Source organism: Streptomyces sp. B5E4 (assembly GCF_039871555.1).
Classification (GTDB): Bacteria; Actinomycetota; Actinomycetes; order Streptomycetales; family Streptomycetaceae; genus Streptomyces.
In genome coordinates this window covers 260,957-282,375 of record NZ_JBDPMI010000005.1, presented here as the reverse complement: position 1 = coordinate 282,375, position 21,419 = coordinate 260,957, and the positions used below count along the sequence as shown (strand labels likewise).

Sequence of the window (21,419 nt, the reverse complement as noted above, 5' to 3'; positions counted from 1 at the left end):
GCCGCCGGATCGCGCGGCGGTCTCCACCCCCGCGGTGTGTCAGCTCGCGGGGTCGTCCTCGCCGATGTGGTGGACGCGGACGAGGTTGGTCGAGCCGGGGATGCCGGGCGGGCTGCCGGCGGTGATGACGACCACGTCGCCCTTGCGGCAGCGGCCGATCTTCAGCAACTGCTCGTCGACCTGCGCCACCATCTCGTCGGTCGTCTGCACCATCGGGCCGAGGAACGTCTCCACGCCCCACGTCAGGTTGAGCTGGCTGCACGTCGCCGGGTCCGGGGTGAAGGCCAGCACCGGGATCGGCGAGCGGTAGCGCGAGAGCCGCCGTACCGTGTCGCCGGACTGCGTGAACGCCACCAGATAGCGCGCCCCGAGGAAGTCGCCGACCTCCGCCGCCGCGCGCGCCACCGCGCCGCCCTGTGTGCGGGGCTTGTTGCGCTCGGTCAGCGTCGGGAGGCCCTTGGCGAGCATCTCCTCCTCCGCAGCCTGGACGATCCGGCCCATCGTCCGCACCGTCTGGATCGGGTACTTGCCGACGCTCGTCTCGCCGGACAGCATCACCGCGTCCGTGCCGTCCATCACCGCGTTGGCCACGTCGGACGCCTCCGCGCGCGTCGGCCGGGACGCCTCGATCATCGAGTCCAGCATCTGGGTGGCGACGATGACCGGCTTGGCGTTCCGCTTGGCCAGCTTGACCGCCCGCTTCTGCACCATCGGCACCTGCTCCAGCGGCATTTCCACGCCCAGGTCGCCGCGGGCCACCATGAGCCCGTCGAAGGCGTCGACGATGCCCTCCAGGTTCTCGACCGCCTGGGGCTTCTCCACCTTGGCGATCACCGGCACCCGCCGGCCCTCCTCGTCCATGATCCGGTGGACGTCGCGGACGTCCTGCCCCGAGCGGACGAAGGACAGCGCGATGATGTCCGCGCCGGCGCGCAGCGCCCAGCGCAGGTCGTCGCGGTCCTTGGTGGAGAGCGCGGGGACGGAGACCGCGACGCCGGGCAGATTGAGGCCCTTGTTGTCGGAGACCATGCCGCCCTCGATGACGATGGTGCGGACCCGGGGCCCGTCCACGGCGGTCACCTCCAGCGTGACGCGGCCGTCGTCGACGAGGATCCGCTCGCCCCGCCCGACGTCGGCGGCCAGCCCGGCGTACGTCGTACCGCAGCACTGGCGGTCGCCTTCGACCGGATCGACGCTGATGGTGAATTCATCGCCCCGTTCGAGAAATACAGGACCTTCGCGGAAGGTACCCAGCCGGATCTTCGGGCCCTGAAGGTCGGCGAGCACGCCGACGCTGCGCCCCGTTTCGTCCGCGGCCTTGCGCACCCGTGCGTAACGCTCCTCGTGCTCAGCGTAGGTGCCATGGCTGAGATTGAACCTGGCAACGTCCATTCCCGCCTCGACCAGGCTCTTGATCTGGTCGTATGTGTCAGTAGCGGGACCCAGGGTGCAGACAATCTTCGCTCGGCGCATGCTTTCGACTCTATGACTTACCGGCAGGTAGGGAACCGGGTATTGGCCATTCCCCAACGACATTTGAGCGAAGGTCTATTGAGATCGAGCCGACAACTAATAAAACGTGCGGGCCGCTGCTCTGATGAGCGCTTTCAGAGTTGCGGACGGGTCATGATGAACCTCGCGTTCACCCGTGCGTAGACAGTCTGCCGCTGAGGTTCGAGGTCGAGCGCGGGGGCAGCTTCCCCGCCGGGTGCCGCGACGCCGCCGTAGCCGCGGGGCGCCTCCGTCGCCAGCCACGCCTCCTGCCGCTCCGCGCCCTCGTCGGCGATCTCCAGCACCGCCGTCGGCTCCGCGCCCAGCGCCTCGGCGTACTCGCGGGCCCGCGTCACCGCCTCCCGTACCGCCTGCTGCCGCGCCTCGCGGTGCACCGGCGAGTCCGGGCGCAGCGCCCACCACGGTCCTTCGACGCTCGTCAGCTCAAGGTCGGCGGCCCGGGTGCTCAGCTCGCCGAGCGCGGTGAAATCGCTGAACGTCGCGGTCAGCCGGACCCGGCCGTGGTAGCGGCGCACGCGCTCGCCGCGGCCGTGCCGGCCGAGCTCCGGGGTCACGAGCATCGAGCCGGTCTCCAGCTTCTCGACCGCGTCGCCGTACGACCTGATCAGCTCGCGCGCCTCGGCATTGCGGCGGGTCAGGTCCTCCAGCGCGGTGCGCCGGTCGGTGCCGCGGACGGCGACGGTCACGGCGATCCGGGCGATCTCCGGGTCGACTTCGAGCCGGGCTTCGCCGCGGACGGCCAGGCGAGGCTCGTCGGGGGTGCCGTACGGGGCGGGGGCGGGGGGCGGGTTCGTCATGCCTTCACTGTGCCAGGGTCCGGCGCGCGCGGGATGCGCTGCGCCGGTTCAGCGGGCCGTTCGCGCCGGTTCTGCCGGAGCCCGAAGGTGGTGAAGGCGGTACGGGTCGGCAGCGGGTACGGCTCCGCGCCGGTGACGTCGTCGAGGATGACGGCGCTGCGGTGGGCGGCCAGGCCCAGGTCGGGGGCGCCGACGCCGTGCGTGTGCCGCTCGGCGTTCTGGACGTAGATCCGGCCGGTGACCTCCGGGGCGAGCACGAGGCGGTGCCGCTCGTCGACCTGCGGGCGGCCCGCGGCGTCGCGGCGCAGCAGCGGCTCCAGCCGGGCGAGGAGGCCGTCGAGCGGGCGCTCGCGGTAGCCGGTGGCGAGCACCACGGCGTCGGTGCGCAGGGTCTCGCGGGCGCCCTGCGCGGCGTGCTCCAGGTGCAGTTCGATGCGGTCCGAGCCGAGCCGCCCCGCGGTGCGTACGGTGACGCCCGGGGTGAGGACCACGTCGGGCCAGCCGCCGCCGAGGGTGCGGCGGTACAGCTCGTCGTGGACGGCGGCGATGGTCTCGCCGTCGATGCCCTTGTACAGCTGCCACTGCCGTGGCAGCAGTTCGTCGCGTACCTCCTCGGGCAGCCCGTGGAAGTAGCGCGCGTAGTCGGGCGTGAACTGCTCCAGGCCCAGCTTGCTGTACTCCATCGGCGCGAACGCCGGGGAACGTGCCAGCCAGTGCAGGCCCTCCGCGCCCGCCGGACGGGCCCGCAGCAGGTCGAGGAAGACCTCCGCGCCGGACTGCCCGGCGCCGACGACGGTGACGTGCCCGGCGTCGACGAGGCGGGCGCGGTGCGGCACGTAGTCGGCGGAGTGCACGACGTCGGCCGCGGGCGAGCCGACGAGCGGCCGCAGCGCCTCCGGCACGTACGGCTCGGTGCCCACCCCGACGACGAGGTGCCGGGCGTGGGCGCGGCCCAGCGCGGCGGCCTCGCCGACGGCGTCGAGCTGGGCGAAGTCGGCCTCGAACAGGCCGCTTTCCGCGTTCCAGCGGACGTCCTCGACCTGGTGGCCGAAGTGCAGGCCGGGAAGCTGCCCGCTGACCCAGCGGCAGTACGCGTCGTATTCGGCGCGGTGGGCGTGGAAGCGCTCGGCGAAGTAGAAGGGGTAGAGCCGCTCGCGCACGCGCAGGTAGTTGAGGAAGCTGAAGGGGCTGGTGGGGTCGGCGAGCGTGACGAGGTCGGCGAGGAAGGGCACTTGGAGGGTGGTGCCCTCGATGAGCAGCCCGGGATGCCAGCGGAACTCGGCGCGGCGCTCGTAGAACGCGGTGGTCAGGCCACGGACGCGGGCGGCGAGAGCGGCGAGCGAGAGGTTGAACGGGCCGATACCGATCCCGGCGAGGTCGAGGGGGCGCCGGCGGTCGGTGTGCTCAGCGGGCATCGGGGGCGGTTCCGTTCTCGCGGGCCGATGGGGGCGGGTGGGGCGAGGGGGCCGGTGCCCGGTGGGCCTCGGTGACGAGCTTGAGCAGGTTGCGCAGGTCGCCGGGCTGCACATGGGGGTTGAGCAGGGTCGCCTTCAGCCAGCGCCGCCCGCCGGCCTCCGCGCGGCCGAGCACCGCGTGCCCGTCGGTGAGCAGCCGCCGCCGCAGCACGGCGACCGCGGCGTCGTCGGCGCCCACGGGCCGGAAGAGGACCGTGGTCAGCGTCGGCGGCGCGTACAGCTCCAGCTCGGGATCCTCCTCGACCAGCTCCGCGAGCCGCGCCGCCGCGGTGAACGTCCCCTCCACCAGCTCCGCGACCCCGGCGCGGCCCAGCGCGCGCAGTGTGACGGCGATCTTGAGCACGTCGGCGCGGCGCGTGGTGCGCAGCGAGCGGTGCAGCAGGGCGGGCAGGCCGGCGTCGGTGTCGTCGTCGGCGCTGAGGTAGTCGGCGGTGTACGCGAGCGGGGCCAGATCGGCGTCGTCGCGTACGGCCAGGAAGCCGGCGGCGATCGGCTGCCAGCCCAGCTTGTGCAGGTCGAGCGCGACGGTGTGGGCCCGGTCGAGCCCGTCGACGAGGTGCGCGCGGCTCGGGGCGAGCAGCAGCAGTCCGCCGTACGCGGCGTCCACGTGCAGCCGGGCGCCGTGCGCCGCGGCGGCGTCGGCGAGCCCGGGCAGCGGGTCGACGGCGCCGGTGTCGGTGGTGCCGGCGGTGGCGACGACCAGCGCCCGGCCCGGGGCGCCGCCGGGGCCGCGGTCGTGCATCAGGGCGAGGACGTCCCGTACGGCGGCGGGGTCGAGGACGCCCCGAGGGGTGGGCACGAGGTGCGGGGCGCGCATGCCCAGCAGCCACGCGGCGCGGCGCACGCTGTGGTGGGCGTTGGCGCCGGCGACCACCTGCACGCCGGGGCCGAGGAGTTCGCGGGCGAGCAGCAGCGCGAGCTGGTTGGCCTCCGTGCCGCCGGTGGTGACCAGCGCGTCCGGCCGGGCGGCGCCGGGGTGGACCTCGGCGGCGACGGCAGCGGCCACCTCGGCCTCCAGTTCGGCGGCGGCCGGAGCCTGGTCCCAGGAGTCCAGCGACGGGTTGAGCGCGCCGGCCGCGAGGTCCGCGGCGGCGGCGACGGCGAGCGGCGGGGCGTGCAGGTGGGCGGCGCAGTGCGGGTCCGCCGGGTCGGCGGCACCCTCGGCGAGGAGGCGGACGAGGCCGGCGAGGGCCGCCTCCGCGCCGACGCCGGTGTCGGGCAGCACGGGGCGGACGGCCTCGCGCACCCGCGCGGCGACGGCCGCCGGGCCGCCGGCGGGCAGCGGCCCCCGGCGGCGGTCGGCGCCGTCGCCGAGGGCGGCGAGGACGGTGTCGAGGTACGGGCGGAGGGCGCGGGGGCCGGCGGTGCCGCCCGCGAGGGCGGCTTCGGCGGCAGCGGGCATGCAGGCTCCTGAGGGCGCCGGTCCCGGGGGGCCGGTCTGGGGAGGTGAGGCGGCCCTAACCTACTTCCGCCATTTCTCCGAAACGCACCGTTCTGCCCGGGAGTTCGCCCGTACGTGGGAACGCGTGACGACGCGGAGGGGAGCGTTCCACGATCTGCTACGGGACCGGGCGCGACGCCGTTCCGGCAGGCGCGCCCGGTCCCGTTGCGCTACTCGCGCCCGGTCTCCCCCGCTTCGCGTACGCGCAGCGCCCGGCCCAGGTCGTCGAGCTGGTCGGCCAGCCGCCGCCGCAGCGCCGGCACCAGGTCGTCCCGCTCCAGGCACTCCTCGCCGAGCCGCAGCGTCTCCGCGTCCACGAACCCCCGCGGGAACCCGAAGCGCCCCGCCGCCTGGGCGATGGCGGGGCCGCGGCGCTCGGCGAGCGCCGGCGTCTCGGCGAACCAGCGCGGCACGTACGGCGCCAGCACCTCGCGGTGCTCCGGCTGCCAGAAGCCCATGGCGGTCGCGGTGAACAGGTAGGCGGACGGCTCCCCGGCGCCGGCCGCGGCCCCGTCCCCGTACATCGCCTCCCAGGCCGTCGCCTTCGCCTCCGCACCCGGCAGCGCGGCCAGGCACCTCGCCGCGCCCTCCTGCGCGGACGCGCCGGGGTCGCGGGCGACCTCCGCCTCGATCCGCTCCGGGGTCGTGGCGCCGAGGACGGCGAGCCGGGCGAGGCAGCGCCAGCGCAGGTCGGGGTCGAGCACGGGGCCGCCGGGGACCGTGCCCGCGGCGAGCCAGTCGCGTACCTCGTCCGGCTCGTCGGCGCAGTCGATGAGGGCGCGTACGGCCGCGAGCCGCAGCCCGGGGTCGGCGATGTCGTCGGTGCGGCGCAGCAGTTCGCGGCAGGTCTCCGCGACCGTCGCGCGGGCCGCCGGGCGGTCCGCGTCGGCGACGTAGGAGCCCGCGACCGGACCGCGGGCGAAGGCCAGCACGCCCTGGACGACGGCGAGGTCGTCCTCCGCCGGCAGGTGCGCGGCGGCGGCCCGGAGGTAGTCGGCGGGCGGCAGTTCGGCGTCGCGGACCATGTCGCGGGCGGCGTTCCACAGCACGGCGCGGCTGAGCGGGTCGGGGATCCCCGACAGACAGCGCAGGGCGGTCTCCCAGGAGCGGTCGTCGAGCCGGATCTTGGCGTAGGTGAGGTCGCCGTCGTTGACGAGGACGAGGGCGGGCGCCCGGCCCTCCGCGGACGCGGACTTCAGCCCGAGGTCCGCGGCGAACTCCTGCGCCACCTGCTCGCGCAGCACCAGCCGGCCGGGCTCGTCCGGGACTTCGTCGTAGAGGCCGACGTCCAGCCGGTGCGGGCGGCTCCCGGCGTGCTCGACCTCCAGCACCCACACGTCGTCCTCGCCCTGCCAGACCTCCGGACGGAAGGTGTCGACGCCGGTGGTACGCAGCCAGGCGTCGGCCCACTCGGGCACGTCGCGGCCGGAGGCGCGGTCCATGGACTCGATGAAGTCGGCGAGGGTGGCGTTGCCGAAGCGGTGCTGGGAGAAGTAGTCGTCGATCCCGGCGAAGAAGTCCTTCTCGCCCATCCAGGCGACGAGTTGGCGCAGCGCGCCCGCGCCCTTCGAGTACGAGATGCCGTCGAAGTTCTGCAGCGCTGAGGCGCTGTCGGGGACGCGCGGCGGGGCGACGGGGTGCGTGGAGGGCCGCTGGTCGGCGTCGTAGCCCCAGCTCTTGCGGGCGATGGCGAAGTCGGTCCAGGTGCCGGTGAAGCGGGTGGCCTCGGTGAGGATCTGGTAGCCCATGTACTCGGCGAAGGACTCGTTCAGCCAGATGTCGTCCCACCAGCGCAGGGTGACCAGGTCGCCGAACCACATGTGCGCCATCTCGTGCGCGACGACCATGGCGCGGGTCTGCCGCTCGGTGTCGGTGACGGCGGAGCGGTAGACGAACTCGTCGCGGAAGGTGACCAGGCCCGGGTTCTCCATGGCGTTGGCGTTGAACTCGGGGACGAACGCCTGGTCGTAGGAGTCGAAGGGGTACGGCTCGGCGAACCGCTCGTGGTAGCGGTCGAAGCAGCGCCGGGTGATGTCGAACAGCTCCTCGGCGTCGGCGTCGAGATGGGCGGCGAGGGAGCGGCGGCAGTGCAGTCCGAAGGGCAGCCCGGCGTGCTCGGTGTGGACGGAGTGCCAGGGTCCGGCGGCGACGGCCACGAGGTAGGTGGCCAGCGGCGGGGTGGTGGTCAGCCGCCAGCGGACGCCGGCTTCGGGGGCGGCGTCGGGACCGGCGTCCGCTTCCTGATGGGCGATGCCGTTGCCGAGGACGGTCCAGCCTGCGGGCGCGGTGACGGAGACGTCGAAGACGGCCTTGAGGTCGGGCTGGTCGAAGGCGGCGAAGGCGCGCTGCACGTCGTCCAGGAAGAGCTGGCTGTAGACGTACGTCTCGCCGTCGGCGGGGTCCGTGAAGCGGTGCATGCCCTCGCCGGTGCGCGAGTAGCGCATGACGGCCTCGACGCGCAGTTCGTGCTCGCCCTCGGCGAGTTGCAGCGCGAGCCGGTTGTCGTCGAGCGCGCCGGTGTCCAGGTCCCGGCCGTCGAGCGTGACACGCACCAGCTCGGCGGGCCTGATCTCGATGAACGTTTCTGCGGCCACGCGGGCGGCGAAGCCGATGACGGTGCTGGAGCCGAAGACCTCCTCGCCGCGCGTCAGGTCGAGGTCGACGGCGTAGTGGCGGACGTCCAGCAGGTCGGCGCGGAGCTGCGCCTCGGCGCGGGTGAGTGCGGGCATGGGCCATATGCTGCCTCACGACCTGCGGGTACGACGACACCCGGGCGGGTCGGGGCCCGAACTCGCGTCCGGGGCGCGGGCGGCGGGGCTACGCTGCTCGGCGTGCCGGACAGAACCCTGGAGGCGCTGGGCCTCGCGACCGTACCCCTGCTGGAGCCGCTGACGTATCCGGGGCCGCCGGTGCCCGGTCCCTCGCTGCTCGCCGGCGACCGGCTGCTGCCGCTGCGGCCCGCGGCGGGCGGGGTGGGCCGGTGGCGGGTGGCCGACGGCGGTACGGACACGGGGCTGGACGAGGCGCTGGCGGCGCTGGGCCGGGCGCCGGTGGCGGCGCGCGTCCCGGTGCTGGCGCTGGGGTCCAACGCGGCGCCGGGGCAGGTGCGGCACAAGCTGACGCACCTGGGACTGCCCGCCGTCGTGCCGGTCACACCGGTCACCGTCGGCGGCCTCGGCGTCGGCGTCTCGGGGCACATCAGCCCGCCGGGGTACGTCGCGGCGGCCCCGTACGCCGACGCGGCCGCCGCGTCGCGGCTGTGGGTGACGTGGCTGGACGACGGGCAACTGCACGCCGTGGACGGCACGGAGATGCCGAACTACGGGCGCGCGCTGCTGCCGGCCGCGGAGTTCCCGGTGCGGCTGCCCGGCGGCGAGCGGCTGCCGGACACGTACGTCTACTACAACGCCCGCGGCGTGCTCTCCGACGCACACCGCCGTCCGCTCCCCCACACCCCGGACCAGCCCGCCCTCCTGGCCCGCCTGCTCGCCGCCTCCTCCCGGCTGCGGGACCTCCTGGGCCCGACGCCCCGCGACTGGGTCGCCCGCGTGGGGGCCGACGCGGAGGTGCGGGAGGCGGGGACACGCATCTTCCGCGAGGAGGGCTGGCTGCTGCCGGAGACGGTCTTCGGGACGTACGCGGCGCAGGAGGGGACGTAGCAGGGGCAGGGTCACGCACCCGGGGCGCCGGAACGGATCCGCACCACCGGACCCGTGGGAAATCCGCGGTCCCGCCGGCCGTCAGCCGCCCTTCAGCCCGTACGCACCGCGATCACCCGCCCGCGGGCGGGTCCGGGGCGGCGGAGTTGGCGAGGGTCTCGTGGTGCCGGATGACCTCGGCGATGATGAAGTTGAGAAGTTTCTCCGCGAATGCCGGATCCAGCTTGGCGCTCTCCGCCAGCTCGCGGAGGCGGATGATCTGGCGCGCCTCGCGGTCGGGGTCCGCGGGGGGCAGGTGGTGGGAGGCCTTGAGACGGCCGACCTGCTGGGTGCATTTGAAGCGTTCGGCGAGCATGTGCACGACGGCCGCGTCGATGTTGTCGATGCTGTCGCGGAGCCGGGCGAGCTCGGCCCGTACGGCGGAGTCGGAGAGGCCGTCCATGGCCGACGGGGACGTGGAGTGGTCGGTCATGCGGCCACCGTAACAGGGGCGGGCAGGTTGTCAGTGCCGGCTGTTACCTTCCTGGGCATGGCAAACGTGCAGGCGGGGGCAGACCGGCGGGCGATGGTGGCGGCTGCGGTGACGGTGGTGCTGTGGGCGTCGGCGTTCGTCTCCATCCGGGACACGGGCGAGCACTTCAGCCCGGGCGCGCTGGCGCTCGGCCGGCTCCTGGCGGGCTCGGCGGCGCTGGCGCTGATCCTGCTCGTGCGCCGCGAGGGGCCGCCGCCGCGGGGGGCGTGGCCGGGCATCGCGGTCTCGGGCACGCTCTGGTTCGGGGTGTACATGGTGGCGCTCAACTGGGGCGAGCAGCTGGTCGACGCAGGCACGGCCGCGATGGTCGTGAACGTCGGGCCGATGCTCGTGGCGCTGCTCAGCGGGTGGCTGCTGAAGGAGGGCTTCCCGCGGATGCTGGTGGCGGGCCTCGCCGTGTCCTTCGCGGGCGCCGTGGTGGTGGGGATATCGATGTCCGACGGGGGCGGTTCCTCGCTCGGCGGGGTGCTGCTGTGCCTGCTGGCCGCGGCGACGTACGCGAGCGGGGTCGTCAGCCAGAAGCCGGCCCTGGCGCACGCCTCGCCGCTCCAGGTCACGGCCTACGGCTGTATGACGGGCGCGGTGCTGTGCCTGCCGTTCGCGGGGCAGTTGGCGGGGCAGATGGCCGACGCGCCGCTGTCGGCGACGGCCAACGTGGTGTATCTCGGCATCTTCCCGACGGCGCTGGCCTTCACGACATGGGCGTACGCGCTGGCGCGGACCACCGCGGGGAAGATGGGCGCGACGACGTACGCGGTGCCGGCACTGGTGGTGCTGATGTCGTGGGCGGCGCTGGGCGAGGTGCCGGAGGTGCCGACGCTGCTCGGCGGCGCGCTGTGCCTGGCGGGCGTGGCGGTGTCGCGACGGCGGGGCATGCGCCGCGAGGCACGCGTCGTCGCCTCGGGCGGGACGGCGGCGGACGGCGCGGCTGCCGCCGGTGTGGCGGAAGGCGGTGCGGTGCCGGACGCCGGGGCGGTGACCGGGGAGTCCGTGGCAGAGGCGGCCGGAGAGCCGGCCCGGGAGGAAAGGCCGCGTTGAGCCGCCGGGCGGCGACGCCCCGCTGAGCGGCGGGGGGGGTGTGCCCGGGCCGTAGCGGGGGTCCTCCCGTGGTACTACGGGCCCGCGCGGATGCGGGCCGTGGTCGGACGATCGGCGTGGTCGCGCGGCCTAGCGTCGTCGGTATGACGATCGAAGTACGCGGGCTCACCAAGCGGTACGGCGAGAAGACCGCCGTCGACGACCTGACCTTCACCGTGCGCCCCGGCACCGTGACCGGCTTCCTCGGGCCCAACGGCGCCGGCAAGTCCACCACGATGCGCCTCATCGTGGGCCTGGACGCGCCGACCGGCGGCTCCGTCACCGTCAACGGGCGCCCGTACGCCCGGCACCCGGCGCCCCTCGCCGAGGTCGGGGCCCTGCTGGAGGCGCGGTCCGTGCACACCGGGCGCAGCGCGTACAAGCATCTGCTCGCGCTCGCCCTGACCCACGGCATCCCGCGCTCCCGGGTGGAGGAGGTCATCGAGGCGGTGGGGCTGGCCCGCGTGGCGCGCAAGCGCGCCGGCGGGTTCTCGCTGGGCATGGGGCAGCGGCTCGGCATCGCCGCCGCACTGCTGGCCGACCCGGCGGTCGTCCTGCTCGACGAACCGGTCAACGGCCTCGACCCCGAGGGCGTGCTGTGGATCCGCAACCTGCTCAAGGAGCTGGCGGCGGAGGGCCGCACGGTGTTCGTCTCCTCGCACCTGATGAGCGAGATGGCGCTGACCGCGGAGCACCTGGTCATCGTCGGCCGCGGGCGGCTGCTCGCGGACACGACGGTGGCGGAGTTCGTCCGGGCCGCGGGGCGCGACGAGGTGTCGCTGACGTCGCCGCAGGCGGGCCGGTTGCGGGAGTTGCTGGCGGGCCCCGGCGTGGAGGTCACCTCCCACGCGCCGGACGGGCTGCGGGTCCGCGGCGTCGGCGCCGAGGACATCGGCCTGACGGCCGCCGCGCACGGCGTGCCGCTGTTCGAGCTGACGCCGCACCGGGTGTCGCTGGAGGAGGCGTTCATGGAGCTGACCCGGGACGCCGTCGAGTACCACGCCCCCGCCGCGGGGCGGAAGGAGGAGATCGCCGCATGAGCACCCCGTCCCTGACCGCGCCGGGCCCGGGCGGCACGAATGCCGGTGGCGCCGCCCGCTACCGCGTGACGTACCCGCGGGTGCTGCGCGCGGAGTGGTCCAAGCTGTGGTCGCTGCGCTCGACCTGGTATTCGCTGGCCGCCGTCGTCGTGCTGGCCGCCGGCATCGGCCTCGCGGTCGGCGCCAGCTACACCGACGGAGGCGGCGACGGTCCCCAGGACCCCGTCGAGGTCAGCCTGCTGGGCCTGAACTTCGGCCTGCTGATCCTGCCCGTGCTGGGCATCCTCACCGCGGCGGGCGAGTGGTCGACGGGGATGGTGCGCGCCACGATGTCGGCGGTGCCGCGCCGCCTGCCGGTGCTGTGGGCGAAGGCGGTCGTCTTCGGCGCGGTGGGCTTCGTCCTGACGCTGGCGACGGCGCTGGTGACGTTCCCGCTGGCGCAGGCGTTCCTCGCCGACACCCCCATCGCCGCCGGCCTCGGCGACCCCGGGGTGGGGCGGGCGCTGGTCACCACGGCCGCGGGGGCGGCGTTGCTCGCCGTGCTCGGGGTGGCGGTCGGGGCGCTGCTGCGCGGCATCCCGGCGTCGATCGGGGTGTACGTGGCGGTGCTGATGGTGGTGCCGAGCGTGGCGCCGCTGCTGCCGTACGCCTGGGTGGAGGACGCCGTGGCGTACACCCCGCTGGCCGCCATGGACCCGCTGATGTCCGCCCACCCGGCGCCGGACCTGCCGTCGATCGGCACCGCGCTCCTCAGCATGGCCGTCTGGGCGGCGGCCGGGCTGGCCGCGGCGGCGCTGCGGCTCCGGCGAAGTGACGTCTGAGAGCCGCTGGGCGACCATGGGCCGGGGGCGAGCGGCGGGTGTGCGGCGATGCTGCGTCCGTCCGGCGGGGGCGGGCGGGCCGAGCGTCCCGCCAGGGCGGTGAGGGCGGCGCGGATGGCACGGATGGCGCGAATGGTGAAGGAGGCGCGGGTGGCGATGAGGACCGTGCGAATCGCGGCAACGGCCGGACGGACGGCGGCGGGATGACACGGGAAGCGACGGCGCGGAAAGCGCAGGGGCCCGGCGCGGACAGAGGCCCGGCGGCGGTGCCGGGCACGGGCGCGGATCCGGCGCCGGTGCCCCCGCCGACGCAGCGCATCCACGCCGCCGCGCAGCGGGCGCGGGCCTTCGACGCCCGCCGTCCGGCCGTGTGGGACGCGGTGCTGACCGGCCTCGTCGCCTTCCCGGGCCTCGTACAACTCACTCTCGGCGACTGGCGCGACGACTCCCGGGACCAGCCCGGCGCGGACCCCGCCGAGCTGGCGTCGATGCCGTCGGCCGTGCCGTGGCTGCTGTGGGCGGGCATGGTGGCGGCGATGCCGTGGCGCCGGCAGTACCCGTTCGCGATGTTCTGCGCCGTCGCCGCGCTGACCTTCGTCCACGACGCGTACCACCTGGCTCTCGCCTCCGTGATCGCCCTCGGCGTCGCCCTGCACAACGTCGCACTTCGGCTACCGCTGTCGCGGCTGCTGTGGGTCGCCGCGATCCTGGCGGCGGACATCGGCGCGGAGACGCTGCGCGAGCCGCCGGAGGACTTCGTCCGCACGTATCTGCCGGTGATCGCCATCGCCGCGACCATCGTGATGAGCGGCATCACCGTCCGCACCCGGCGCGACTACATCGCCTCCCTGCTGGACCGGGCCGACCGGCTGGAGGTCGAGCGCGACCAGCGGGCGCAACTCGCCGCCGCGGCCGAACGCGCCCGGATCGCCCGCGAGATGCACGACATCGTGGCGCACAACCTCTCGGTGATCGTCGGCCTCGCGGACGGCGGCCTGTACGCGGCCCGCGGTGGCGACGGCCCGGCCGCGGGTGGCACGGGCGGTCCCGCCGGCCGCGCCGCGAAGCGGCCCGCGCAGGCGCTGGAGGCGATCTCCACCACCGGCCGGCAGGCACTGGGCGAGTTGCGCCGGCTCCTGGGCGTCCTGCACGAGCAGGACTCCGGCGCCGGGCCCGCGCACCTGGCGCCGCAGCCGGGGCTGGCCGAGCTGGACCCGCTGCTGCAGCGGGTACGGGAGGCGGGGCTGCCGGTGCGCTGTACGGTGCGCGGGGACTCGGGAACGCTCTCGGAGGGACGGCAGTTGACGGTCTACCGGATCGTGCAGGAGGCGCTGACGAACACGCTGAAGCACGGGGGCGCGGGCGCGACGGCGGCGGTGCGTCTGACCTGCGGAACGGGCGGGGTGGAGATCGAGGTGACGGACACGGGGGCGCCCTCCGGGCGGAGCGGCGGGGGCAGGAGCCGGAGCGGACAGGTGCGGCGGGAACCGGGACGTGGGAGCGGACGAGAGCCCGGGGCCGTGACCGGTGGCGGCGCCGCGGGCGGCGGGACTTCGCCGTACGGCGCCGACGCGGCACCTGCCCGGGGCACCGCGCGCCCGGCCCCGGGCAGCGGCCGGCCCGACCACGCGCCGGCCGGGCGCGGGCCGCAGGCCGGAGCCACTGCCACCGCCGCAGGGAGGCCGCCGGGCGGCAGCGGGTCCACGGGCGCGTGGACACCTGCACACGGCGGTGAGGAGACAGGCGGCCGGGGAATCGCCGGCATGCGCGAGCGCGCCGCCGTCTACGACGGCACTCTCGCGGCGGGCCCCGCCCCGGGCGGCGGCTGGCGCGTCCACGCGACGCTGCCGCCTCCGGCGGGCCCGGCGCCCGCCGACGCGCACGACCGCGGGCAGCCGGCGGCCGGGGTCCCGAACGCGGCCGGCCCCGGCCCCGGAGACGGGGCCGATCCGGTGCCGGGAGCCGGTCCCGCCCAGGCGGTCGACTCCTCGTCCGCCCCCGGGCCTTCGCGCCGCGCCGCTCCCGCGCCCGGCCGGCCCCCGCAAGACTCCCCGCCCGGTGCCGCGCCCCCGCCCGGGCCCACCCGCTCACCCACCGCCGAAGGCCCGGCCCCTGCCGGGAGGCCGCCCGTGCCCGGTCCCCCGCCGGAGGCGGTCCCGTGACCAGCGTGCTGATCGTCGACGATCACGCCCTCCAGCGGTTGGGTTTCCGGATGCTGCTGGAGAGCCAGGGCGACATGGCCGTCGCCGGCGAGGCCGGCGGTGGGGCCGAGGCGGTGCGGCTGACCGCCGAACTGCGGCCCGATGTCGTCCTGATGGACGTCCGCATGCCCGGCCTCGACGGCATCGAGGCGACCCGCCGCATCGCCGCCTCCGGCGGCCGCACCCGGGTCCTGATCCTGACGACGTTCGACCTCGACGAGTACGCCTTCGCCGGGCTGCGCGCCGGCGCCAGCGGATTCCTCGTCAAGGACGCGCTGCCCGACGAACTGCTCGCCGGGATCCGGGCGGTCGCCTCCGGCGAGGCCGTGGTCGCCCCGGCGCTGACCCGCCGGCTCATCGAGCGCTACGCCCACCTGCTGCCCGCCCGCAGCGAGCCCGCGGGCCCCGACCCGCGGCTGGCCGTGCTCACCGACCGGGAGCGCGAGGTGCTGCGGGCCGTCGCGCTGGGCTGGACGAACGGCGAGATCGCCGAGCGGATGCACCTGGCCGAATCGACGGTCAAGACGCACATCGGCAGGATCCTCGGCAAGACCGGCGCCCGCGACCGCGTGCAGGCGGTGATCTTCGCGTACGACACCCGCCTGGTACGTCCCGACTGACCGGCACGGCCCGCGACTTCGCACCCGGGCACCCGGGCACCCGTCCCGTACGTCCCGGCCGGCCGGCAGCACCCGCCGACCGCGCCGCCCGGGCACCGCTTACACAGGCCCGCGCCCCCGCGGGGCCCTCCCCGCCACCGGCGGGTCCCCCGTCTCCGGTGCCCGGTCGCTCCAGCCGCCCGGCACCGTGCGCCCCTGCTGGTCGCGGAAGTGCACCGGCGCCACCCCCACCCGGCGTGTGAACAGCCGCGAGAAGTACGCCGGGTCGTCGTACCCCACCCGCCGGGCGACCGCCGCGATCGGCAGCTCCGTGGCGGCCAGCAGTTCCTTCGCCCGCCCGAGCCGTATCCCCAGCAGGTAGTCCTTCGGACTGCACCCCGCCGCCCGCCGCACCGCGGAGCGCAGCTCCGCCGTCGTCATCCCGTGCCGCGCCGCGTGCTCGGCGACGGACAGCGGCAGGAAGGCGTCGCGGGCCAGCGCCGGCAGCACCGGGTCGCCGTCCGGGGCCATGTCCGCGCGCGACCGGCGCAGCGCCACGAGCAGGTCGTGCACGGCGGCGGACGTCTCGACCTCCAGCATCGGGTTGCCGCGGCGGGCGGCGCGCGCGATGCGGGTGACGACGGTGCGCGGCCCGGTGGCGTCGCTGAGCGGCACCACGGGCCGCTCCGGCTGGACGTAGCCCAGCTCGGTGTACGCGGCCACGGCGGACCCGGTGAAGTCGACGAACGCCTCGTCCCAGCCGGTCGCGGGATCCGGCCCGTAGTGGTGGACGGCGCCCGGGGTGAGCCACAGCAGCGCGGGCGCCGCGACGTCCAGCACCGGCCCGTCGCCGTCCCGGAACCAGCCGCGCCCGCTGCTGATGACGACCGCGACGTGGTGGTCGAGCGTGCGCGGCCCGACGACCGGCAGATCGCCGTACTGCAGGCCGACGCCCAGGCAGACCAGGCCGAGCTTGCGGTGCACCGGGCCGGGGGTGAAGTAGCGCATCCACGTGTGGTGGCTCATCGCCCGCCCTCCTCGCATCGCCGCCGCCGGGTCCGGCCACCGGGTCCGAGCGCCGAGTCCAAGCACCGTCGATCTTTGTCCATAGACGGGCGGGTGGCCAGGGGGCGAGAGTATTTGCCCGGCAATCGGCGACGAAACGGTGGGAATCGGTGCCTGAGTTCACGGTGGAAGGCGACAGTTTTCTTCTGGACGGGCGGCCGGTGCGGCTGCTCTCCGGAGCCATGCACTACTTCCGGGTGCACGAGGCGCAGTGGGGCCACCGCCTCGCGATGCTCCGCGCGATGGGCCTGAACTGCGTCGAGGCGTACGTCCCGTGGAACCTGCACGAGCCGCACCCCGGCCGCTACGAGGACGTGGCGGCGGCCGGCCGCTTCATCGACGCCGCACAGGCCGCGGGGTTGTGGGTGATCGTCCGCCCCGGCCCGTACATCTGCGCCGAGTGGGAGAACGGCGGGCTGCCGCACTGGCTGACGGGCCCGCTGGGCACGCGGGTCCGCACCCGCGACCCCGAGTTCCTGGCCGCCGTGGACGACTGGTTCGACGCCGCGCTGCCGCAGATCGCCGCCCGCCAGGTGACGCGGGGCGGTCCGGTGCTGATGGTGCAGGTGGAGAACGAGTACGGCTCGTACGGCAGCGACCGGGCCTATCTGCGCCACCTCGCCGACGGGCTGCGGGCCCGCGGCGTGACCGTGCCGCTGTTCACGGCGGACGGGCCGGAGGACCACATGCTCAGCGCGGGCTCCCTGCCCGGCGTGCCGGCCACGCTGACCTTCGGCTCCGGCGCCCGGGAGGCGTTCGCGACGCTGCGCCGGCACCGGCCCGACGGGCCGCTGATGTGCGCGGAGTTCTGGTGCGGCTGGTTCGACCACTGGGGTGGGGAGCACGTCGTACGGAAACCGGCGGACGCGGTGGCGGCGCTGGAGGAGATCCTCGACTGCGGCGCGTCGGTGAACTTCTACATGGCGCACGGCGGCACCAGCTTCGGCGGCTGGGCGGGCGCCAACCGGGCCGGCGACCTGCACCGCGGCGCACTCCAGCCGGACGTCACGTCGTACGACTACGGCGCACCGGTCGACGAGTACGGGCGGGCCACGCCGAAGTTCGCGGCGTTCCGCGCGGTGCTGGCCCGGTACGCGGCCGGCCCGCTCCCCGAGCCGCCGCCCGCTCCCCCGGCCCTCCCCGCGGCCGTGCCGGCGCCGGTCGACGGGTACGTCCCGGCGGCGCGGGTACTGGCGGCGCTCGGCGGCCGGGAGCAGGAGTCCGGGGTGCCGCCGACGTTCGAGGAGCTGGACGTCGACCGCGGCCTGGTCCGCTACCTCTTCCGCATCCCGGGCCCGAGGCGCCCGTACCCGCTGCTGGTCACCGGACTGCGGGACGTGGCGCTTGCGTACGTGCGGGACGCGGCCGGCGAGCGGCGGATCGCGCTCGCCGGGGAGGAGGCGCCGCTCGGGGACGTCGCGGGACCCGCCGAGGTCGAGGTGTGGGTGGAGTCCCTGGGCCGGGTCAACTACGGCCCGCGGCTCGGGGAGCCGAAGGGGATCACCGGCGGGCTGCTGCACGAACGCCAGTACGTACACGGCGTACGGGCCCGCGGGCTGCGCCTCGACGCCTTCGACGACACAGAGGCGGTGGCGGCGCTCCCGTACGGCCCGCCGGACGCGGGCGGCGCGGGCCTGTACCGGGCGGCGGCCGGGATCGCGACACCGGGCGACGCGGCGCTGGCGCTGCCCGGCTGGGGCCGGGGCTGGGCCTGGGTCAACGGCTTCTGCCTGGGCCGCTACTGGTCCGCAGGACCGCAGAAGTCGCTGTACGTCCCAGGCCCCGTGCTCCGCACGGGAGCCAACGAGGTGCTGCTGCTGGAGACGGCCGAGCCCGGCGGCGAGCCGCTGCTCGCCCCGCCGCCGTCCTGACCGGTGCCGCTACGACCCCTCGGACAGCCGCGCGGGAAAGCCCCCGGTGGCCACCGGGCCCCACCGCTCCGGCGTGATCCGGATCAGCGACTTCCCCTGCCGCACCATGGCCTCGCGGTACTCGTCCCAGTCCGGGTGCTCCCCCGCGATGTTGCGGAAGTACTCCACGAACGGCTCCACGTCCGCCGTCGCGTCGATCACCTCCGCCGCGCCGTCGACCTGCACCCACGGCCCGTCCCACTCGTCGGACAGCACCACGATCCCGACCTGCGGGTCCCGCCGCGCGTTGCGCGTCTTGGCCCGCTCCGGGTACGTGGACACCACGATCCGCCCCGCGTCGTCCACCCCGCAGGTCAGCGGCGACGCCTGTGGCGAGCCGTCGGCCCGCCGGGTGAGCAGCAGGGCCCGGTGCCTGGGCCGTACGAAATCGAGCAGCCCGGCGAGGTCGACCCGGGTGGTGGTGGCGATGTTCGGACTCATGCGCGTCACGATACGTCGCACGGGGCCGCGCGGCGCGGGGGCCGTACAGTGGGCTGGAGTCGGACACCCTGGGGGTCCCCGGTGGACAGCGCGAGCGAGGTCGTGCACGGCTTTCCGCACCTGCGGACCGTGCAGTCGGCCCTGACGGCGCTCTACCGGCGGATCACCGCGGACGTCCTGCACACCGACTTCGCCGTCAGCGTCCCCCCGGCCGACGTCGCCCTGGACGCCGACGAGGATCTGCACCTCGGCGTCCAGCGCGTGGCGCACACGCTGGTGCAGCATCTGCGGCTGCCGGACGCGCGCGTGATCGTCGCCTTCCGGGAGATGCCGGAGGCCGCGGTCGTGGAGCTGGCCGCGGGCCCCGAGTACTTCGTCGAGCTGAACCCGCGCTTCCGCGAGCACCGCCGCGACATCGGCGGGGCACTGGCGCACGAGGTGATGCACGTCTGTCTGGACCGCCTCGGCCTGTCCTTCCCGGACACCGCGGACAACGAGATCCTCACCGACACCGCGACCGCCTACCTCGGCGCGGGCTGGCTGCTGCTGGACGCCTTCCGGGAGGGCGGCGGCGCCTCGCAGCGCTTCGGCTATCTGACGCCCGAGGAGTTCGGCTACGTCGTCGCCAAGCGCGCCCTCGCCTTCGGCGAGAACCCGGAGATCTGGTTCACCAGCCCGCAGGCGTACGAGGCGTACACCGCCGGCATGCGCCTGGCCCGCCGGGACGCCCGGCGCCCGCCGCTGACGGCGAACGGGCGCATGGGCCGGCACCGGTACGTCAGGGACCGCAGACGGGCACAGGAGCTGTTCGCGCGGGCGGGCGGCGGGGGGCTGACGACGACGGCCGCCCCCGTCGACGGCTACGTCTTCGAGGACGGCTCCCCGCTCAGGGTGTCGTTCCCGTGCCCCGTCTGCCACCAGCGGATCCGGGTGCCGGTGCGCGGCCACGTACGGGCACGCTGCGGGCTGTGCAAGACGGTGCTGGAGTGCGACACGTGACCGGCCCGCGAGCCGGTACGTGCCGCGTCCTCAGCCCTTGACCGCCCCGGCCGCAAGCCCGGAGGCCAGCCGCCGCTGCACGATCACGAAGAAGACCAGCACGGGCAGCGTGATCAGCGTGGAGCTGGCCATCACCGGCCCCCACGCGGTGTCGTTCTCCCCGAAGAACTGGTAGATCCCGACGGCCGCCGTGTACTTCTCGCTGTCCTTCATGAAGGTGTACGCGAAGACGAACTCGTTCCAGGCGGTGATGAAGGCGAACACGCTGGTGGCCACCAGACCGGGCGCCACCAGCGGCAGCAGCACGGACCAGAACATCCGCGGCCAGGTGCAGCCGTCGATGTACGCCGCCTCCTCGACCTCCTTCGGCACGGTGGCGACGAACCCGCGCAGCGTCCAGATCGCGAACGGCAGCGACAGCGCGATGTAGACGATCGTCAGCCCGAGCAGGCTGTTGAGCATCTCGTAGTCGCGCATCTGCAGGAAGAGCGGGATGACCAGCGCCTCCAGCGGCACCATCTGCACGATCAGGATCATGATCAGCACGGAGGTGCGGAAGGTGAACCGGAAGCGCGCCACGGCCACGGCCGCGAAGAGCGACAGCGCGGCGGCGGCCAGGATGGTGCCGAGGCCGACGATCGCCGAGTTCAGCAGGTAGCGGTCGAAGTCGCCCTCGTTCCACACCCGGCTGAAGTGCTCGAACGAGACGCCGCTGGGCAGCAGGTCGGAGCCCCGCGAGGAGGCCCGCGGGTCCAGCGCCGTGCTCATCATCCAGTAGACGGGGAAGAGGGTGAAGATCAGCAGTCCCGCGACGGCGGCCGGCAGGCCGATGCGCGAGGTCAGCGAGGTGCGTTTCACAGGTCCTCCTCCCCCTGCCGGAAGAGCGTGCGGATGTAGACGAGGGTGATGGCGATGAGCAATAGCGTGAGCATCACTGCCGCGGCGGCGCCGGCCCCGTAGTCGTTCTTGGCGAAGGCCTCGATGTACGAGTACACGCCGAGGTTCATCACGTCCTCGTTGCTTCCGCTGCCGCCGGGCATGAGGAAGATCTGGGTGAAGACCTTGAAGTCCCAGATGGTCGAGAGGATGGTCACGACCAGGAAGATCGGCCGCAGCGCCGGCACGGTGATGCGCCAGAACCGCTGCCAGGCGCTCGCGCCGTCGATCATCCCGGCCTCGTACAGCTCCTTCGGCACGGTCATCAGGCCCGCGAGCACGGTGATGGCGACGAAGGGGAAGCCGTGGTGGACGACGTTCAGGGTGGCGATCGCGTAGAAGCCGAGCCGCTCGGTGAACCAGTTGGTGGTCTCGGGGTCGATGAGCCCGAGCCCGCCGGCCACCCGGCTCATCAGCCCGTCCTCCGCGGCGAACAGCCACACCCAGACGTACGTGCCGGTGACCGCCGGCATCGCCCACGCGGCCATGATCGCGGTGGAGCAGATCACCCGCCACACGGTGCCCAGCCGGTTGAGCAGCAGCGCGACGAAGGTGCCGAACGCGACGGTGAGGATCACGCAGCCGAACGCGAAGAACGCCGTGTTCGGCAGCACCGTGCGCCACAGCAGCTCGTTGGAGAGCAGGGCGGAGTAGTTGTCGAAGCCGGTCCAGGTGCCGACGCCGCCGCCGAACTTCACCTCGTAGTCCTGCAGCGACAGCTTGCCGACCTCGATCAGCGGCCACAGCAGCAGCCCGGCGAGCACCACGAGGGAGGGTGCCAGCAGCAGCCACGGCCGGGTCACCGTCACCAGCCGCTTGCGGCGGCGGGCGGCGTCAGCGGAGGCGCGGCCGGGCCGCGACGGCTCCGTGGGAGGAGCCAGCGCGACCTCGGCGGCGATCGATTCCTTCACTGT

At 74.7% G+C, this 21,419-nt stretch carries 18 protein-coding genes; 8 read left to right on the top strand and 10 right to left on the bottom strand.

The genetic code is table 11. From position 1 onward, the window contains the following. Positions 1-39: 39 nt before the first annotated feature. The 5 genes from pyk to pepN form a co-directional block, all read right to left on the bottom strand. Entirely contained in the window at positions 40-1,473 is a 1,434-nt protein-coding gene (gene pyk, locus ABGA99_RS10040) for a pyruvate kinase (protein ID WP_347582479.1), read from the bottom strand. A 134-nt stretch (positions 1,474-1,607) separates the two neighbouring features. Next, positions 1,608-2,309, bottom strand: coding sequence for an SIMPL domain-containing protein (locus ABGA99_RS10035; RefSeq protein ID WP_347575550.1), 702 nt, complete (start codon positions 2,307-2,309; stop codon positions 1,608-1,610). Further along, entirely contained in the window at positions 2,306-3,724 is a 1,419-nt protein-coding gene (locus ABGA99_RS10030) for a SidA/IucD/PvdA family monooxygenase (RefSeq protein ID WP_347575549.1), read from the bottom strand. The genes ABGA99_RS10035 and ABGA99_RS10030 overlap by 4 nt, the downstream gene beginning before the upstream one ends. Beyond that, positions 3,714-5,186 carry an aminotransferase class V-fold PLP-dependent enzyme gene (locus ABGA99_RS10025; protein ID WP_347575548.1) on the bottom strand — a complete coding sequence of 491 codons (1,473 nt, stop codon included), beginning with the start codon at positions 5,184-5,186 and terminating at the stop codon, positions 3,714-3,716. The genes ABGA99_RS10030 and ABGA99_RS10025 overlap by 11 nt, the downstream gene beginning before the upstream one ends. A gap of 209 nt (positions 5,187-5,395) precedes the next feature. Beyond that, on the bottom strand, positions 5,396-7,954 hold the full coding sequence (gene pepN, locus ABGA99_RS10020) for an aminopeptidase N (RefSeq protein ID WP_347575547.1): 2,559 nt from the start codon (positions 7,952-7,954) through the stop codon (positions 5,396-5,398). 102 nt (positions 7,955-8,056) lie between these two features. Here pepN and ABGA99_RS10015 point away from each other — a divergent pair, with 102 nt between their 5' ends. After that, on the top strand, positions 8,057-8,884 hold the full coding sequence (locus ABGA99_RS10015) for a hypothetical protein (protein ID WP_347575546.1): 828 nt from the start codon (positions 8,057-8,059) through the stop codon (positions 8,882-8,884). A 112-nt stretch (positions 8,885-8,996) separates the two neighbouring features. On the opposite strand, the gene ABGA99_RS10010 is transcribed toward ABGA99_RS10015, so the two are convergent. After that, on the bottom strand, positions 8,997-9,356 hold the full coding sequence (locus tag ABGA99_RS10010; RefSeq protein WP_347575545.1) for a chorismate mutase: 360 nt from the start codon (positions 9,354-9,356) through the stop codon (positions 8,997-8,999). 93 nt (positions 9,357-9,449) lie between these two features. On the opposite strand from ABGA99_RS10010, the gene ABGA99_RS10005 reads away from it, so the two are divergent. The 5 genes from ABGA99_RS10005 (at position 9,450) to ABGA99_RS09985 (ending at position 15,175) form a co-directional block, all read left to right on the top strand. Continuing rightward, positions 9,450-10,454, top strand: coding sequence for a DMT family transporter (locus ABGA99_RS10005; protein ID WP_347575730.1), 1,005 nt, complete (start codon positions 9,450-9,452; stop codon positions 10,452-10,454). 143 nt (positions 10,455-10,597) lie between these two features. Next, positions 10,598-11,533 (top strand): ATP-binding cassette domain-containing protein, encoded by a 936-nt coding sequence (locus ABGA99_RS10000; protein WP_347575544.1) that lies wholly within the window; start codon positions 10,598-10,600, stop codon positions 11,531-11,533. Further along, a complete protein-coding gene (locus ABGA99_RS09995; RefSeq protein ID WP_347575543.1) occupies positions 11,530-12,354 on the top strand; it encodes an ABC transporter permease in 825 nt (274 codons plus the stop codon). The genes ABGA99_RS10000 and ABGA99_RS09995 overlap by 4 nt, the downstream gene beginning before the upstream one ends. 203 nt (positions 12,355-12,557) lie before the next feature. Then, the gene (locus tag ABGA99_RS09990; protein WP_347575542.1) at positions 12,558-14,516 is read left to right on the top strand and encodes a histidine kinase; all 1,959 of its coding nucleotides are present in this window, start codon (positions 12,558-12,560) and stop codon (positions 14,514-14,516) included. After that, on the top strand, positions 14,513-15,175 hold the full coding sequence (locus tag ABGA99_RS09985; RefSeq protein WP_347575541.1) for a response regulator transcription factor: 663 nt from the start codon (positions 14,513-14,515) through the stop codon (positions 15,173-15,175). Before ABGA99_RS09990 ends, ABGA99_RS09985 begins: the two co-directional genes overlap by 4 nt. 99 nt (positions 15,176-15,274) lie before the next feature. Here the strand turns inward: ABGA99_RS09985 and ABGA99_RS09980 are convergent, their stop codons facing one another. Further along, positions 15,275-16,180 (bottom strand): AraC family transcriptional regulator, encoded by a 906-nt coding sequence (locus ABGA99_RS09980; protein WP_347575540.1) that lies wholly within the window; start codon positions 16,178-16,180, stop codon positions 15,275-15,277. Positions 16,181-16,329: 149 nt separating this feature from the next. Between ABGA99_RS09980 and ABGA99_RS09975 the strand changes: the two genes are divergently transcribed. Continuing rightward, on the top strand, positions 16,330-18,090 hold the full coding sequence (locus ABGA99_RS09975; RefSeq protein WP_347575539.1) for a beta-galactosidase family protein: 1,761 nt from the start codon (positions 16,330-16,332) through the stop codon (positions 18,088-18,090). A 9-nt stretch (positions 18,091-18,099) separates the two neighbouring features. Here the strand turns inward: ABGA99_RS09975 and ABGA99_RS09970 are convergent, their stop codons facing one another. Continuing rightward, complete coding sequence (locus ABGA99_RS09970) at positions 18,100-18,570, bottom strand: PPOX class F420-dependent oxidoreductase (RefSeq protein WP_347575538.1); 471 nt, start codon at positions 18,568-18,570, stop codon at positions 18,100-18,102. 81 nt (positions 18,571-18,651) lie between these two features. On the opposite strand from ABGA99_RS09970, the gene ABGA99_RS09965 reads away from it, so the two are divergent. Beyond that, on the top strand, positions 18,652-19,569 hold the full coding sequence (locus tag ABGA99_RS09965) for a hypothetical protein (protein ID WP_347575537.1): 918 nt from the start codon (positions 18,652-18,654) through the stop codon (positions 19,567-19,569). Between the two features lie 30 nt (positions 19,570-19,599). Here ABGA99_RS09965 and ABGA99_RS09960 read toward each other — a convergent pair whose 3' ends face one another. Both ABGA99_RS09960 and ABGA99_RS09955 read right to left on the bottom strand, forming a co-directional pair. Continuing rightward, positions 19,600-20,427 carry a carbohydrate ABC transporter permease gene (locus tag ABGA99_RS09960; RefSeq protein WP_347575536.1) on the bottom strand — a complete coding sequence of 276 codons (828 nt, stop codon included), beginning with the start codon at positions 20,425-20,427 and terminating at the stop codon, positions 19,600-19,602. Beyond that, positions 20,424-21,416: a sugar ABC transporter permease gene (locus ABGA99_RS09955; protein WP_347575535.1), complete on the bottom strand. Its 993-nt coding sequence runs from the start codon at positions 21,414-21,416 to the stop codon at positions 20,424-20,426. Before ABGA99_RS09955 ends, ABGA99_RS09960 begins: the two co-directional genes overlap by 4 nt. Positions 21,417-21,419: the final 3 nt, after the last annotated feature.